Source organism: Acinetobacter sp. YH12120, from assembly GCF_013418795.1.
Lineage (GTDB): Bacteria > Pseudomonadota > Gammaproteobacteria > Pseudomonadales > Moraxellaceae > Acinetobacter > Acinetobacter towneri.
Genome location: NZ_VPBI01000004.1, coordinates 185,707 through 200,494, shown reverse-complemented (window position 1 = coordinate 200,494; position 14,788 = coordinate 185,707). Strand labels below are relative to the sequence as shown.

Here is a 14,788-nt window from a genome sequence, read left to right as displayed (position 1 = left end):
TTTTGAGTATGTAAATAATTTTTAGTCTTTGATCCGCTTTTTTGCTTCATCATAAACAATGTTATCAGCACGCTTTCCAACGGTAATGAGCAAAATAACGACCTGATCATCTTTGACCTGATAAATAAGTCGGACACCCGCTTTTAATAATTTGATTTTATAGCAGCCAGCAAGATCACCTTTAAGCATGTTCTTTGGAATATGTGGCTGCTCAATGACTTTGGCTAATTTTTTCTTGAATTGGTCGCGGATAGCACTCGGAAGCTTTTCCCATTCTGCAGTGAAGTCCTTGTGACGTAAAAGATTATAAGTCATCTAATGTGACTTCCTCGAACATCTCTTTAGGATCATTCATGCGTTTACGGACAAGTGCCAATAGTTCAGCATCTTCTTCTGAAAGCAACGCTTTCTGTACTGGAAGCTTTCCAGTCGTTGCCACATATTCAAGAATATTGGTAAAGAAATCGGTAGGTGAGATACCTTGTTCTTTAAGGATTGAATAAGATTTTTCTTTAAGGGCTTCATCGACCCTGAAATTAACAGTAGCCATCACTTCTCTCAGTTATTGAATGTATGGAAATATTGTAATGCAATATGCATTACAAAGATAGTTTGTATAATAACCATTATGTGAGATCATTTTTATCGTTGAGCTTATTCTAAAATCAATCATCAGCCATCAATAATACTAAGTATTGAATTTATCTTCTCTTGTGTCATACATGGCTCGGAGCAAGAAGATGAGGGACTAATAATTATAGTTTGAATTGGACATTTGCAAGAAGTCTAATCATCTTCCATAGCTTCAACACTAATTCATTATAAAAATAAATGACTTTGCGGTAAGATAAAATCCATTACAGATTATACGTATTTCGATTGAATCTTTTGAAGTCGAATACCTCATAAAAAGGATCAAGGCATGCAACAAGAAGTGATCATTGTAGGCGGTGGTATGGTCGGGCTAAGCTTAGCCTTGATGTTGGCTAAGTCAAACATTGCAGTGAAGTTGCTAGAAGCGATTCAATACCCCAATTATGACGATGCCAGCCTTGCGCCGTATCATTCCAGTTTTGATGCACGTAACAGTGCCTTGTCGCGTCGCAGCGTACAAATTTACCAAGAGCTAGGTTTATGGGATGCCTTGCAAGAACATGCTACGCCTATTTTAGAAGTTCAAATTACCGAACAAGATAGTTTTGGCAAGGCACGTTTATTGGCCGAACAAGAAAAAGTCGAAAGCTTTGGTCAGGTGATTGAAAATGCATGGTTAGGTCGAGTGTTGTTGACCGAAGTACGTAAACAACCTTTGATTGAATTGATTGATGGTGTGCAGGTCACCAGTCTTAAACAAGATGCAGATTTTGCCTATATTGAAGCGGTACGTGGTCAGGAACAATTACAGCTTGCTGCCAAACTACTGATTGCTGCCGATGGTCGTGATTCTTTCTGCCGTAAAGCCTTGGGCATTGGTGCATCGGAACATGATTATGACCAAGTAGCGATTGTGACCACAGTGCAAACCTCCAAGCCGCATGCGCATGTGGGTTTTGAGCGTTTTAGTCACTTAGGGCCTTTGGCGTTGCTGCCCCTGCCAGGTGAATATCGCCGTTCTGTGGTGTGGCCTGTGCCAAAAGGTACAGAACATGAATGGATTGGCGATGAAAATGATCAACACTTTTTAAATGCCTTGCAACAAGCCTATGGTGATCGTGCAGGGAAGTTTGAAAAAACAGGACGTCGTTTTAGTTTTCCATTGTCACAAGTTCTGGCAGAAAAACAGGCGGTTGGTCGCGTTGTACTGATGGGTAATGCAGCGCATACCATTCACCCAGTCGCAGGGCAGGGCTTTAACTTGTGTATGCGAGATGCTTACGTATTATTGCGTTATCTCACCGAACAGGCGGCACAGTCAGCAGATTTAGGCGATGCTGCAATGCTGCGTGACTATGAACAATCGCGTTTGAAAGATCAACAGCGAGTCATTAAATTCTGTGACAGCGTGGTACGTGGATTTAGCAATCAAAACCCAATCCTGAAATTTATGCGTAATACAGGCTTAGTCGCGTTTGATACCATTCCAGGCATTAAACCTTTGGTCGCCAATTATGCCATGGGGTTAAAAGCATGATCACAGCAAATCAACAAACGCAAGTGTTAGATGTCGTCATTATTGGTGGCGGCTTGGTGGGAGGCTTAACTGCACTTTTATTGGCACAAGGGGGTGTGCAGGCTACAGTTTTAGATGCCGCACCTATTTTAGATGCAGAGAAAACCCTTGCAGTTGCCAATCCGCGTGTATTGGCTTTAAGTCAGGCCACCATCCACCTGTTAAAAACAGTCAATGTCTGGTCTAAACTGGCGCGACATATGCCGTATAGCGGCATGCAGGTTTGGAATAAAAATGGCTATGGCGAAATTAACTTTGGGGCAAGTAACGAACGTACACCCGCTATTGAGCAGGCTCTGGGTTCAATGGTCGAGCCAAGCATTTTAAATCTAGCGATTCAGCAGCAAATGTTGCAACAAGTGCAAGATTATCGAACGCAAGTCAAAGTGACCCGTTTAGAGCGTGGTGTTGGCGTTTGGCACATTTATTTGGCCGATGGTACACAATTACAGACTAAGCTAGTCATTGGCGCAGATGGTGCTAACTCCTTTGTGCGCGAACAAGCCTTTATTGATTTTGATGTGTTGGATTATCGTCAGGCAGGTCTAACCTGTGCAATTCGTACTGCGCAGCCGCATCAGCATGTTGCACGTCAAATTTTCTTAGAAACTGGTCCTTTGGCCTATTTACCGATGGCAAGTTTACACGCCGAGCAGGAAGGGCATTGGCAGTCGATTGTTTGGACTTTGCCTGATGACTATGCCGAAGAATATGCCAAACTGAATGATGACGACTTTACCCAACTTTTGACTCGTGAAAGTCATCACATGCTTGGGGAAGTCTTAGAGGCAACCCCACGTGCTATTTTCCCACTGAAAGCACGTGCAGCGCAGCGTTATGTGCAAGATGGTTTGGCACTTATTGGTGATGCCGCGCATGTAATTCATCCGCTTGCAGGGCAGGGCGTGAATATTGGTTGTCTGGATGCAGCCGTACTGTGCGATGTGTTGTTGCATGATTTCAAACGTGGTGTTTGGGCGCATGAGCAAACTTTAAAGCGTTACGAGCATCGTCGTAAAGGACAAAATGATGCCATGATGCATAGTATGTCTGCGATTGGCTGGATGGAAACCACCACTTTATTCCCTGTGGTGTGGGCACGTAACTTTGGTTTAAAACAGGTGGAGCAGCTGCCTGCGTTAAAAGATGCCTTTATGTCACAAGCCAGTGGATTAAGCCTGCTTAAAGACACACGCTACGCGGTTTAAAGCAAAACAGTCGTTTTTTGTACGGTCATACATACCTGATTACGAATTTGGTTAAAAAAGATACGTTTTTTTTAATCTAGACTCTATGCGAAAGGCCAAGAGATTGCTAAATTTCATCGTAATTCATAACCAGTTTTCACTTGGACTAAATTGAAGTCATTTGTGGGGAGATTAAGATGACGGACATGAACGATTACGATGATGTAGAAGATTCAACTGTAGACGAAGATGAAGCGAAAGCGGCTGAAAAAGGTGCAGCAGAATCAGAAGAAGGTGCTGTAGATGGTGATCTTGCAGAAGCAGAAACTCTCACTGTAACTGCCAAACTAAAACAGCGTCAGGCATTGGAAGATGAAGTGGCTGCATTCTTGGCGCGTGGCGGAAAAATTACCGAAGTGCCACCAGATGAGTCTGCGCGCGACTAATCTGTTGAACGTGCTTGCTGAACTTGTTGATTGAATTTATTCGTTGAACTGTTGAGTGAGTTAGGGCGGGATGCTTACTATGCAGGCTGCTCTAATGCTTATACCTTCAACATAAAAAAGCATCACCTTGTATAAAGGGTGATGCTTTTTTTTATGCGCGATGATCGTCATCACTGTTATTGCTCAATCGGCTTATTCAGCTGCTTGGCTTAATTCCAACGCACGTTGATAGGCAATTTTCTTTTTAATCCCTGTTAGATCAGCCGCCAATTGTGATGCTGCTTTTACCGATAAATCTTGCAACAAACGCTGCAATAATTGATCTAATTTTTCTTGTTCCATGTCTTTTTCTTCGCTCGCTCCCCCCACCACCAATACAATTTCACCTTTTTGTTGATGATGATCTGCTGCGATAAATTCAGCCAATTCACCTAAAGTCATTTTTTTAATGGTTTCAAAGGTTTTGGTGATTTCACGGGCAAAGCCAACAGGGCGATCTGCACCAAACACGGCAGCCATATCTTTGACTGAATCTAAAATTCGATGTGGTGCTTCATAAAAAATCAGGGTTTGGGTTTCATCTTTTAGCTTTTCAAGTTGTTGTAATCGCTGTGACTGTTTAGAAGCGAGAAATCCCTGAAAACTAAAGCGATCACTTGGTAAGCCAACCGCACTGAGCGCTGCAATGGCTGCACATGCACCCGGCACAGGAATCACACGAATACCATTGGCTTGTGCTGCACGAACCAGTTTAAAACCTGGGTCGCTAATCAGTGGTGTACCTGCATCGCTAATGAGCGCAATATCTTCGCCATTGAGTAATTTTTGGACTAAAATATCAATCTTGTTGCTTTCGTTGTGTTCATGGCAGGCTGTAAGCGGAGTTGAAATATTAAAATGTTTCATTAATTGTGCAGAGGTGCGGGTATCTTCAGCGGCAATTAGGCTGACCGATTTGAGCACATCAATTGAACGGTAGCTCATATCATCTAAGTGACCAATTGGGGTAGCAACAACAAATAACTGGGCACTCATTGAGTTTTCTCCGTGGGAAATAGCAAACTAAAATAAAAATGATGGAACACGAAACAACAGCAGTATTGGCTTGCGTCTGATACAAGTTACAGACCAAGCGCTTATTCTACCTGAATTGCAGTCTGGCGTGTGAAACTCGCGTCATCGCACTTCAGCGAATACTACGATTGCGCACCATAACAAAATAAAAAAAATCGGATATAGCATGAATCAAAAAACACTGCAGCAAAGCATTGGCACATGGGCAGAGCAGACGGCTTGGCAATATTTACATCAACACGGTTGGCGTATGCTGGAGCAGAATTATCACAGTGTTTTTGGTGAAATAGATGGTATTTTTATTCAAGCAGAACAACTGATTTTTGTAGAAGTTAAAGCGCGTTCGCAAACTGGCTATGGCAAAGCCTACGAAGTGGTGTCTGCATCTAAGCAGCGTAAAATTATGAAAACCGCCATGCAGTTTTTAACAGAATATCCACACTATTCAGAATATTATTGTCGTTTTGATGTGATTTGCTTTGATTTTTCTCAGCAATTTGCAAAAACAGTACAGCAAGACTTTTCCAAATTCCCGTATGATTTGCAATGGATTGAAAATGCTTTTACTTTTGATGCAGACTTGATTAATCTTTGAGTGAAATTTAAAGCAAAAGCATCAGTCGGTGTATTGTTGATCGTGCAAATCTAAGGATGAAATGCACAGCACAAGCCAGAATTGAAAGAAAATAATAGGAGTCTTGCTGAGTGTTCAAGCGTATTGCAGTGACCTTGCTGTGTGTAGCAAGTTTATCGGGTTGTGCAAGTTTTATTTCAAGTGGCACAGGCACTGCGCCAGTGGGTACAGAAAGTGGTGCACGCTCACTTGGGCAAGTGTTTATAGATAACTCTATTGAACGTACTGCAAAAATTAATTTATATAAACTGGATTCACGTTTTAAACAATCACGTGTCAATATAGAAAGTTTTCATGGCAATGTGTTGTTGACAGGGCAAGTGCCTGACGCGCATTTAAAACAGTTGGCAGAAGACAATGTGCGTGCCATGAGTGATGTAAAAACCATCCACAATTATATTACAGTGGGTAATCAAATCAGCTATAGCACCATTATGCAGGACACCACGGTTACTGCAAATACCCGTGGTTTGATTATGAAAGCACCTGTGGTGTCAGACAGCAAAGTGCGTGTTCATACCGAAGATGGTGTGTTGTATGTGATGGGACGTTTAAACAATGCAGAATTGCAGGATTTAAACCAAGTGCTACAACAAGTGGGCAATGTCACTAAAATTATTACCCTGATTGATAATGTTGAGCTACAACCGAGCAACAATGCGAACTTTGTCAGCCCAATGGTTGCTCCAGAAACACAAACGCCAGTCGCGATTGACCCAGATCAGGTTGAACCGACACATGTTCAATAATGTGGAACACTGGTTTAAACAACTGAATAAAACTTTAGAACAGGCGAAACGTATTTATGAAGAATTTCGCCTGTATGATTTGGGCAGCTATGCGCTGAACCGTTTAACGCCACGTCAGGGTTATACCGTTCAAAGCAATATTGCTTATGGTTTACGTGCGCGACATCGTCTGGATTTGTACCGCACTACAACACCACGCCCGCAGTGTCCACTCATGGTGTTTGTGCATGGTGGGGCATGGTCACGTGGCGATAAGCAGGATTATCGTTTTGTGGGCGAAGCTTTTGCAAAAGAAGGCTTTGATGTTGCGGTGATGAACTATCAACTCGCGCCACAGCATATTTTTCCCACCTATATTGATGATTTAACTCTTGCACTGAATTACTTGACTCAGCAGCAACACAAACTGGGTATTTCTACGGCACAGGTGGTATTGATGGGACATTCGGCTGGGGCATTTAATGTGATGTCCTTGTTGTACCATCCCCAGCCCTATGCTTTAAGCTGTAAAGATCACATTCGTGCGATTATTGGTTTGGCAGGGCCTTATCATTTTGATTATAAGGATGATCCGCTATGTGCCGATGCCTTTGATCAAGAGGTGCCGTATCAGGATGTGATGCCGTATTATTTTGTGGAGCCGAATTCAGTCAAACACTATTTATTGGTGGCAGAAAAAGATCAAATTGTGGGGGCAAGTAATGCCACAGACTTCGACCACGTATTAAAGAAATATGGCAATCATAGTGAAATTATTGTCATTCCAAAAACAGGGCATGTCAGTGTTATGGCATCGGTGTCGAGTTTGTTTAGTCGTTTCTTTGCGACCAAACGCCAAATTATGCGTGCTTTAGATCAGGCACTTAAAGATGCGTGATGTTGATTGATCTTCTGTGGAAAATGGTAATTAAAAAAACCGTTGCAGCTTATGGGGTGCAACGGTTTTTTAAATGCAAGATTGCGAATTAGACTTATAGCCAAGCTTTGGTGTCATCTGCCACAGGCGTGCCTTGGGTCACATGCATAATCATGGCATGGGCGATACTGCCTTTAAATGGAATATCAGGCAGTTGATCAAACTTAAAGAACTGTGCATCACGAATTTCTTCTTCCTGTAACTGAATTTCACCGCCTGCATATTCAGCTTTAAAGGCGATCATTAAGTTACTTGGAAAAGGCCACGGCTGGCTGGCAAGATACTGAATATTTTTAAGTTGTACGCCAACTTCTTCAAAAGTTTCACGACGTACTGCTTCTTCGAGTGTTTCACCCACTTCAACAAAGCCTGCGATTAAACCGTAAATGGGCAGTTTATTGCGTGCATTACGCGCCAATAAGACTTCATCTTCACCACGAGTAATCACGGTAATGACACATGGATTTACGCGCGGATATTGGTGATAGCCACAAGCAGGGCAGACCATGGCATATTGAGTCGCATGGACTTCGGTTTTATGACCGCAATGGCTGCAGAATTTATGATTGCGACGCCATTCGAGTAACTGAATGGCACGGCTAGCTTGTTCAAACTGTTGGGTGTTCCAGACTTGTAAAAGTTGTCGGATTGGAACCAGTTGAAAGCCTTCAGGAATGGATTCATCTTCAAGTAGATCTCGGGCAATCACTTGATCACCCGAGCTAAAACTTAAATCACTTGCCAACTTTTCCACACGTGGTAATTGGAAGTTTTCATCGACCAAAAGTTGTTGTTGCTGAAAAATATATGCAAGTGAGAGTTCAGTCATTAGGCTACAGTTTTCAATTTTTCACTACTGTCCAATGCTACCTTAAACATGCTTTGTAGAACAGGTTGTTTGTTCTTTAAATTGTCAATCAGCATGTCTGCACTGGCAAGCGTATCTAAGATATTGTTGACTTGTTCAGCAGTTAAGTTTTGTCCTGCTTCGACTTGTGCATGCACAAAATCTGCAGATACTTTCAGTGCTTTTTGACCACTTTCAGCATTCAAGAACAACATTGCCCCTGCAACTTCACGAATTTGCGCTGAAGTATGCTCTAAATCTGCAACACTTTGAGTTTGTAGGTGCTGTGTCAGTGTTTGCGTGATTAAGTCAATCAGTAACTTGGTTTCAGTCAGCAAGGCTTCGTGTGCTTCATCTAAACGATCTAGCGAAATGTTCATGTTATTTACACGTAACTGCAAACGGCTAGAGGTGTGGTGACGTTCAAGCACACCGATTGAGTTCATGGCCGATAAAATCACGTTCATTAATTGCTGGGCAAAGTTTTCATCTTTGAGTAATTCAGGACGGCTTAATGATTCAGCTTGGCGTTGTAAGTCCAAATGCGCTTCATTTAAGTTCAAGACTTTAAACAAGTTTGCTAACTCTGTTAATTTGCCTTGTAATTCCAGCGTTTTTTCAGGACTCATGTTTTGATAGTTGTATTCAATATCATTGCGAATTTGTGTCATTTCTGTGGTGACCAAATCGCTAATGGTATGCATGGTGTCAAAATCTGGACCATATAAATGACGGCTGAATACTTGGAGCTGCATGTCGGTGAGTAAGTCTTCACCAATATTCATTTGACTGCGAATATGTTGAGAAATTTCATCTTCTTGACTAATACACAGGCTCAACACATTCGCAAGATCAGACAAGCTGGCGGTAAAGCTTTCTGGCGTAGCAAAGTATTGACGCATATTGTGCTCAATACTAATAAAAGTACGCAAACGTGGCTCATTCAACAACAAGTTATCAATATGGTTAAAGGCAACGTGTACTAAGCCCCAATATTGCTGACTCGGATGTTGTTCTGCCAAACCTGCCAAATACGTTCCTACCAGTTTAATCGCTTGAAGATCCATGGCAGATTCTTCTTGCTTGAGCAGCTTATGTAATGACAGTTTATATAAGCGATGCACATAAGCCGACTTTTCTAAAGAAGGCACTTGCGGCAATTGGAAACTTGGAGTGATGCAGTCCAATAAAGTTTCAATATGCTGACCTTCCTGAGTCAATGGTTTACCCAATGCCAATTCTAAACGGTTTAAAGTGTCGAGTAGGAATTGTGGAATTTTAACTTCACGTAGGCAAATAAACTCAATATAACGCTTGAGCATGGTGGTGCCTTCGCTAAGTGCAATGACTTCCAGCGTGTTGATATTGCTTGGATTCCCCATAATTTTACGCATCAGCTCTGCTGAGTATTGTGCAATTTTTGCCAAGCTTTCCATATCAATTAAGGCTAAAACCTGAGCACACTGTTCAAACTGATTCAGTGCATCATCAATCCCAAAAGGCAAAGTTTGATCTTCTGCTAAGGTGCTTACTGCGGATTCAACCAGTTTGATAGAATTATCAACCTCATTTTTTATTATCAGTAAGGCAGTTGGATCAAAATGTATAGAGGTTTGGTAAGACATGGATCTGCACCTTTCCTAGTGTTTTATCTGTTTGTTGGTTCTTTGCAAAATACACAAAGTCCTATTTGCTTTAACTATAACTGAACTGGCAAATCTTTAAATACATAAAATTACAAAACTCGTAGATTTTATTTGGCAAAAAAGCAAGGTTTACCGTGTTTTTCTTCAAATTGTTTGACCCAATTCTCATGTGCAGCCAATTCTTCTTCTGATGGCAGAATCACAGCAAGATCAATATCAATGCTTAAACGATCACTTTGACGTTGCTGTTCTTCGCTTGCAGACAGAGCATCCATATCAAAGGCGACTTGTCCGCCAGTCATTGCCAAGTAAACATCGGCTAGAATTTCAGCATCTAGTAATGCGCCGTGGAACGTACGGTCACGCGCAGGAATTTCATAGCGTCTGACGAGCGCATCGAGTGAGTTTTTTTGCCCAGGATGCTTACTTTTTGCCATGAGCAGTGAGTCGGTCACTTCGCATACTTCGGACAAATTGCCCAACCCCGCACGACTGAACTCCATATCTAAGAAGTTCATATCGAAGGTGGCGTTATGCGCAATAATTTCTGCACCTTTAAGATATTGATACAGCACATCGGCAATTTCGGCAAACTTGGGTTTGTCTTTTAAGAACTCATCTGAAATACCGTGAATGTTTTCTGATTCACCGACCAGTTTTTCAGGCTGAATATAAATGTGGATGGAACTGCCCGTGAGTTTACGGTTAATCATTTCCAGCGCACCGACTTCAATAATTCGGTCACCATCTTGATAGTAAAAACCTGTGGTTTCAGTATCTAGAATCAATTGGCGTGGACCATGTAAGCTTAGCGTGGCAGGGGTAATCACAATGTGTGGATGATTGGAAAGATCATTTACTGCTGCTGTATCGGCTTCAACGGCATTGATTGCAGTTTCAATTGTTGTTTCTGTTTCTGTTTCTGTTTCTGTTTCTGTTTCTGTGGCTAGGCGTGTGGTTGGCGTCTGCATTATTTCAAGATCGACCTTGACCTGATGATTGTTGTGTACGTCGATTTCTACAGGACGATGCAGCGTACTTGTTTCAATTTCTACATCTTCTTCGATCAAGTCAAAACCGAAAGGATCGTCGAGCAACCAATCAGATTCCGCTTTTTTTTTATCATTTGGGGTAAGCTCGAGCGCAGGGCGAATGTGTTGAGCCGTATTTGTAGTTAAGGTTTTCTGAATTTGATCTGCACCTAAATTGGCAAGCTGATCTGCCATTTCATTGCCTACATGTCCTGCATGACCTTTAATCCAGTGCCATTCAATTTCACGCCCTTGACAGGTGGCATCTAATTTTTGCCAAAGGTCAGGGTTTTTGACATCTTTCCAGTTTTTCTTTTTCCAGCCGTGAATCCACTCGGTAATGCCTTGTTTGACGTAATTGGAGTCAGTCCAAATAATCAGCTTGGCATCCATTGGGCAAAATAAAATGCCTTCAATCGCTGCAGTCAATTCCATACGGTTATTGGTGGTTTGAGCTTCGCCACCATATAATTTATGTTCTTCTTGTTCAGTAACAATATACGCACCCCAGCCACCCAAGCCAGGATTACCACGACAAGCACCATCAACATATAAAGTGATTGTTTGAGACATAAATCAGATCCGCAGGTTGTGCAAAATAAATCAAAATGAAAAGCTATTGTATATCGCAAATTCGGTTTAGACGTGTAAATCCTGTCTATTTTTTAATTTCTTGTAACATTTATAGACGAAACGCGCTAAATTAATGCCTTGTGTCGTTGTCTAGCTCTACTACAATGGCAAGTCTAAAAAATAATTTATATACGAGTTGTTTGGATTTTTTTATGTATAAACCAACCACGCGCATGTGGCAGCCGACTTTACCTTCATTTTTAAAAATTACAGTTTTAGGTTCAGCATTGGCTGCCCTTGGCTTGATGACGGGCTGTAGCTCGACGCAGGGTGCGAGCAAGCCACTCACTTCAAGTCAGGTCGGTTCGGGTTATTTAGATGCCAGTACTTTAGATGCTCTGGAAGATTTACTCTCTGCAACCGATATGCGCGCGGTAGAAGGTGACCGTTTATTAATTTTAAAACACGGTGATGTCTGGAAGCGTATGACCGTTGGTTTCAAAATGGATTTAAACCATTGGAACCCACGTATTGAAGCGCAGCGAGGCTGGTTTATTTCACGTCAACCGTATTTGGATCGTTTAAGTGCGCGTGCGTCACGTTATTTGTATCACACGGTTAAAGAAGCTGAACGTCGTGGTATGCCAACTGAATTGGCGTTGTTACCTGTGATTGAAAGTTCCTATGACCCTGCAGCAACCAGTAGCGCAGCTGCCGCAGGTTTATGGCAGTTCATTCCAAGTACAGGGCGTATTTACGGCTTAAAACAAACTTCGATGTACGATGGTCGCCGAGATGTCGTGGAGTCGACTCGTGCTGCCTATGAGTTTTTGGGCAGTTTGTATAATCAGTTTGGTTCTTGGGAATTGGCATTGGCGGCTTATAACGCAGGCCCGGGTCGTATTCAACAAGCCATTAACCGCAATAAAGCTGCAGGTTTACCAACCGATTATTGGTCTTTAAAACTGCCGCAAGAAACCATGAACTATGTGCCGCGTTTCTTGGCGGTAGCACAAATTATTAAAAGCCCGCATGCTTATGGCGTGTCTTTACCCCCAATTGCCAACCGTCCACACTTCCGTGAAATTAATGTGGGCGCGGTGAATTTAAATGATGTGGCCAATATTACCGGTCTCAGCCGTGCCGAACTGTATTCGCTTAACCCTGGACATCGTGGGGATCGGATTGACACCCAAAGTCCAATGCGTATTTTGATTCCTGCAGATTTAAGCCCAACAGTCGATGCACGATTGAAAAAACTACAAGGTGGTGGCGGTTTATGGGCAAGCAATAGCAGCAACACACCATCGTTTTCATCTTCTGGTGTGACCATTACACCATCTAAATCTGAGCCACCTGCGTTAACGACCAGTACAACAACCAGAACGACTACAGGCAAGCCTGCTGCCTCTACGGCAGTCACAACTACCACTACACCAAGCACAGCATCGACTACAGCCAGTGTTTCAAAACCAGCAACGACTACGCCTACACGTTTGTCACGTACGCCACAAGGTTCGGACGCTTTGGCAGCATTTGCTGCGGGTAGCGATATTCCAAGTGCGCCGCGTATTCCTGTTGCTGTTACACCTGCTGCCAATATTCAGCCTGTGCGGATTGAACCACCAATTTCCAATACTGAGCGTGAGCAAATTCTTGCAGCAGTGCAGGCAGAAGGTAGCAATAAAACTGTAGAAGAAGTGTTGCAGCCTGTGGCTTCTAAAGCAGAACAAGAACAACTTGTGGCTGAGTTAAAACAAATTGCGCCTCAAGGCACTGAAATTGTTGATCCATACGATGGAAAAATTAAGCTGACCGCTATTCAGACCAGTCTGTCTGTTGCAGAGCAGCAAGGTAAAGAATTAACCAAAGGTTTTGCTTACCCGAAAAGTGTGGCAGAAAATACGCGCCTAGATTCAGAAGAAGCAAAGCGTAACCAAGGTAAGAATTATGTGCGTACGGAGTCTGAAGTGGTGGTCGTACCACCAAAAGGCAAACGTACCACGTACACCGTGTTAGCGGGGGACACCTTGGCCAGTATTGCCATGAAAAATGGCTTGAACTGGCGTGATATTGCCAAGTGGAACCAAATTGCTCCAGATGCAACTTTGTATGTGGGCACCAGTATTTATTTATACGACGCCAAGCCACAAGTACAGGCAGAGCCTGCTAAGCCAAAAACCATGCCTGAGCAATACGTGGTGCAAGCCAATGATACCTTAACAGGTGTCGCCAGTCAGTTTGGTTTAACTGTAAAACAATTGGCAGATTTTAATAACTTAAGCACCACCAGTGGCTTATTTGTAGGGCAGCGTCTAAGTTTAAAAGAAACGGCTGCATCTAAAGCCAAAGCAGAAGCCGACAAAAAAGCCGCAGAACAGGCTGCAAAAATCGCAACCAAAACTTACGTAGTGAAGCGTGGCGAATACTTAAAACTGATTGCAGACCGTTATGCCTTGTCAAATCAGGAATTGGCTGATTTAACTCCAGGTTTAAACGCGAACAGTAGCTTATTGGTTGGGCAACGCATTAATGTGCCTGTAAATGAAGTGACTGCACAAAAAACGGAAGCGAGCAAAGCTGAAGCCAGTAAGTCAGAAACAAAAGCAGCAGAGCCAAACTATCCGACTGAAAACTACCAAGTACAGCGTGGTGATACTTTATCGAGCATTGCCAACCAAGCCAAAATTTCTTTGGCAGAGCTCGCCAGTTTAAATAATATAAGCACGCAAAGCGGTGTGCGCATTGGTCAAACCCTCAAAGTGCCTGCAGGTGTCAATGTGCCTGAGCGTTATACGGTACAACGTGGCGATACCTTATCGGCGATTTCGACAAAATATAATCTCAGCCAAGACTATATTGCAGACTTAAACAATCTAAGCCGTAACAGTGGTTTAAGAGCAGGACAAATTCTTAAACTCACGGGGGATGTTCCTGAGAAAAAAGCCCAAGTTGAAGCGGTGGCTGAAACCACCAATGATATTCACGTGGTCAAAGCAGGGGAAACTTTAAGCAGTATTGCGCGCCAATATAAATTGCAATTGAATTATTTGGCAGAGCTGAATGATCTTTCACGTACTGCCAATGTCCGCATTGGACAACGCTTAAAAGTCGATGCCAGCGCTGCAAAAAATGAAGTAAAAACAGAGGTCGTAAGTGCTGCGAAAAGCAGCAGTAGTAAAGCCACCGAAACTTATACCGTTAAAAGTGGTGAGTCTTTAAATTCGATTGCCAGCCGTGTGGGTGTGTCGGTTGCAGAATTGGCGAGTTTAAATAACTTAACGCCACGTTCAGGTTTACGCATTGGACAAAATATTCAAGTTCCCAAAACCGTAACTGAATATAAAGTGAAACGTGGGGATACGCTGATTGGCTTATCCAGTCGTTATGGCATCGACACCAAAGCATTGGCAGATTTAAATGATATGCAGCCAAATACTCAATTGCGTATTGGCGATGTGATTAAAGTCCCGAATCTGTAAAGTTTAATCCTGAGGATGTCATGTTTTGACGGC

General features: G+C 42.7%; 13 protein-coding genes. 7 read left to right on the top strand and 6 right to left on the bottom strand.

Features of this window, described 5'->3' with window-relative positions; all coding sequences use genetic code 11:
- Positions 1–21 precede the first annotated feature (21 nt).
- Entirely contained in the window at positions 22–315 is a 294-nt protein-coding gene (locus FTU58_RS04655; RefSeq protein WP_004970510.1) for a type II toxin-antitoxin system RelE/ParE family toxin, read from the bottom strand.
- Positions 305–550: a type II toxin-antitoxin system RelB/DinJ family antitoxin gene (locus FTU58_RS04650; protein WP_004970507.1), complete on the bottom strand. Its 246-nt coding sequence runs from the start codon at positions 548–550 to the stop codon at positions 305–307. The genes FTU58_RS04655 and FTU58_RS04650 overlap by 11 nt, the downstream gene beginning before the upstream one ends.
- 372 nt (positions 551–922) lie before the next feature.
- Between FTU58_RS04650 and ubiH the strand changes: the two genes are divergently transcribed.
- The 3 genes from ubiH (at position 923) to FTU58_RS04635 (ending at position 3,803) form a co-directional block, all read left to right on the top strand.
- Positions 923–2,131: a 2-octaprenyl-6-methoxyphenyl hydroxylase gene (gene ubiH, locus FTU58_RS04645; RefSeq protein WP_179991267.1), complete on the top strand. Its 1,209-nt coding sequence runs from the start codon at positions 923–925 to the stop codon at positions 2,129–2,131.
- The gene (locus FTU58_RS04640) at positions 2,128–3,378 is read left to right on the top strand and encodes an FAD-dependent monooxygenase (RefSeq protein WP_154320491.1); all 1,251 of its coding nucleotides are present in this window, start codon (positions 2,128–2,130) and stop codon (positions 3,376–3,378) included. Before ubiH ends, FTU58_RS04640 begins: the two co-directional genes overlap by 4 nt.
- Positions 3,379–3,554: 176 nt before the next feature.
- The gene (locus FTU58_RS04635; RefSeq protein ID WP_004972644.1) at positions 3,555–3,803 is read left to right on the top strand and encodes a hypothetical protein; all 249 of its coding nucleotides are present in this window, start codon (positions 3,555–3,557) and stop codon (positions 3,801–3,803) included.
- A 192-nt stretch (positions 3,804–3,995) separates the two neighbouring features.
- On the opposite strand, the gene rsmI is transcribed toward FTU58_RS04635, so the two are convergent.
- Complete coding sequence (gene rsmI / locus FTU58_RS04630) at positions 3,996–4,838, bottom strand: 16S rRNA (cytidine(1402)-2'-O)-methyltransferase (protein WP_179991266.1); 843 nt, start codon at positions 4,836–4,838, stop codon at positions 3,996–3,998.
- Between the two features lie 205 nt (positions 4,839–5,043).
- Here rsmI and FTU58_RS04625 point away from each other — a divergent pair, with 205 nt between their 5' ends.
- The 3 genes from FTU58_RS04625 to FTU58_RS04615 all read left to right on the top strand — a co-directional run bounded on the left by FTU58_RS04625 (position 5,044) and on the right by FTU58_RS04615 (position 7,137).
- Entirely contained in the window at positions 5,044–5,472 is a 429-nt protein-coding gene (locus FTU58_RS04625; protein WP_004972647.1) for a YraN family protein, read from the top strand.
- Positions 5,473–5,582: 110 nt separating this feature from the next.
- Positions 5,583–6,260, top strand: a complete 678-nt coding sequence (locus FTU58_RS04620) for a BON domain-containing protein (RefSeq protein ID WP_180062138.1) — start codon at positions 5,583–5,585, stop codon at positions 6,258–6,260.
- Entirely contained in the window at positions 6,250–7,137 is an 888-nt protein-coding gene (locus tag FTU58_RS04615; RefSeq protein WP_180062137.1) for an alpha/beta hydrolase, read from the top strand. Before FTU58_RS04620 ends, FTU58_RS04615 begins: the two co-directional genes overlap by 11 nt.
- A 94-nt stretch (positions 7,138–7,231) precedes the next feature.
- Here the strand turns inward: FTU58_RS04615 and nudC are convergent, their stop codons facing one another.
- The 3 genes from nudC to dnaQ form a co-directional block, all read right to left on the bottom strand.
- Complete coding sequence (nudC, locus tag FTU58_RS04610; RefSeq protein WP_096902169.1) at positions 7,232–8,005, bottom strand: NAD(+) diphosphatase; 774 nt, start codon at positions 8,003–8,005, stop codon at positions 7,232–7,234.
- Positions 8,005–9,648, bottom strand: a complete 1,644-nt coding sequence (locus tag FTU58_RS04605) for a chemotaxis protein (protein ID WP_096902171.1) — start codon at positions 9,646–9,648, stop codon at positions 8,005–8,007. The genes nudC and FTU58_RS04605 overlap by 1 nt, the downstream gene beginning before the upstream one ends.
- 128 nt (positions 9,649–9,776) lie before the next feature.
- Complete coding sequence (dnaQ, locus tag FTU58_RS04600; RefSeq protein WP_180062136.1) at positions 9,777–11,273, bottom strand: DNA polymerase III subunit epsilon; 1,497 nt, start codon at positions 11,271–11,273, stop codon at positions 9,777–9,779.
- A gap of 212 nt (positions 11,274–11,485) precedes the next feature.
- On the opposite strand from dnaQ, the gene FTU58_RS04595 reads away from it, so the two are divergent.
- The gene (locus FTU58_RS04595) at positions 11,486–14,755 is read left to right on the top strand and encodes a LysM peptidoglycan-binding domain-containing protein (RefSeq protein ID WP_180062135.1); all 3,270 of its coding nucleotides are present in this window, start codon (positions 11,486–11,488) and stop codon (positions 14,753–14,755) included.
- The last annotated feature ends 33 nt before the right edge of the window (positions 14,756–14,788 follow it).

Excerpts from the sequence above, each read along its gene's own strand:
- FTU58_RS04635 (WP_004972644.1), top strand. The coding sequence starts at position 3,555 with ATGACGGACATGAACGATTACGATGATGTAGAAGATTCAACTGTAGAC.
- FTU58_RS04625 (WP_004972647.1), top strand. The coding sequence starts at position 5,044 with ATGAATCAAAAAACACTGCAGCAAAGCATTGGCACATGGGCAGAGCAG.
- FTU58_RS04595 (WP_180062135.1), top strand. The coding sequence starts at position 11,486 with ATGTATAAACCAACCACGCGCATGTGGCAGCCGACTTTACCTTCATTT.
- rsmI (WP_179991266.1), bottom strand. The coding sequence starts at position 4,838 with ATGAGTGCCCAGTTATTTGTTGTTGCTACCCCAATTGGTCACTTAGAT.
- FTU58_RS04650 (WP_004970507.1), bottom strand. The coding sequence starts at position 550 with ATGGCTACTGTTAATTTCAGGGTCGATGAAGCCCTTAAAGAAAAATCT.
- FTU58_RS04640 (WP_154320491.1), top strand. The coding sequence starts at position 2,128 with ATGATCACAGCAAATCAACAAACGCAAGTGTTAGATGTCGTCATTATT.
- nudC (WP_096902169.1), bottom strand. The coding sequence starts at position 8,005 with ATGACTGAACTCTCACTTGCATATATTTTTCAGCAACAACAACTTTTG.
- dnaQ (WP_180062136.1), bottom strand. The coding sequence starts at position 11,273 with ATGTCTCAAACAATCACTTTATATGTTGATGGTGCTTGTCGTGGTAAT.
- FTU58_RS04615 (WP_180062137.1), top strand. The coding sequence starts at position 6,250 with ATGTTCAATAATGTGGAACACTGGTTTAAACAACTGAATAAAACTTTA.
- FTU58_RS04605 (WP_096902171.1), bottom strand. The coding sequence starts at position 9,648 with ATGTCTTACCAAACCTCTATACATTTTGATCCAACTGCCTTACTGATA.
- ubiH (WP_179991267.1), top strand. The coding sequence starts at position 923 with ATGCAACAAGAAGTGATCATTGTAGGCGGTGGTATGGTCGGGCTAAGC.
- FTU58_RS04655 (WP_004970510.1), bottom strand. The coding sequence starts at position 315 with ATGACTTATAATCTTTTACGTCACAAGGACTTCACTGCAGAATGGGAA.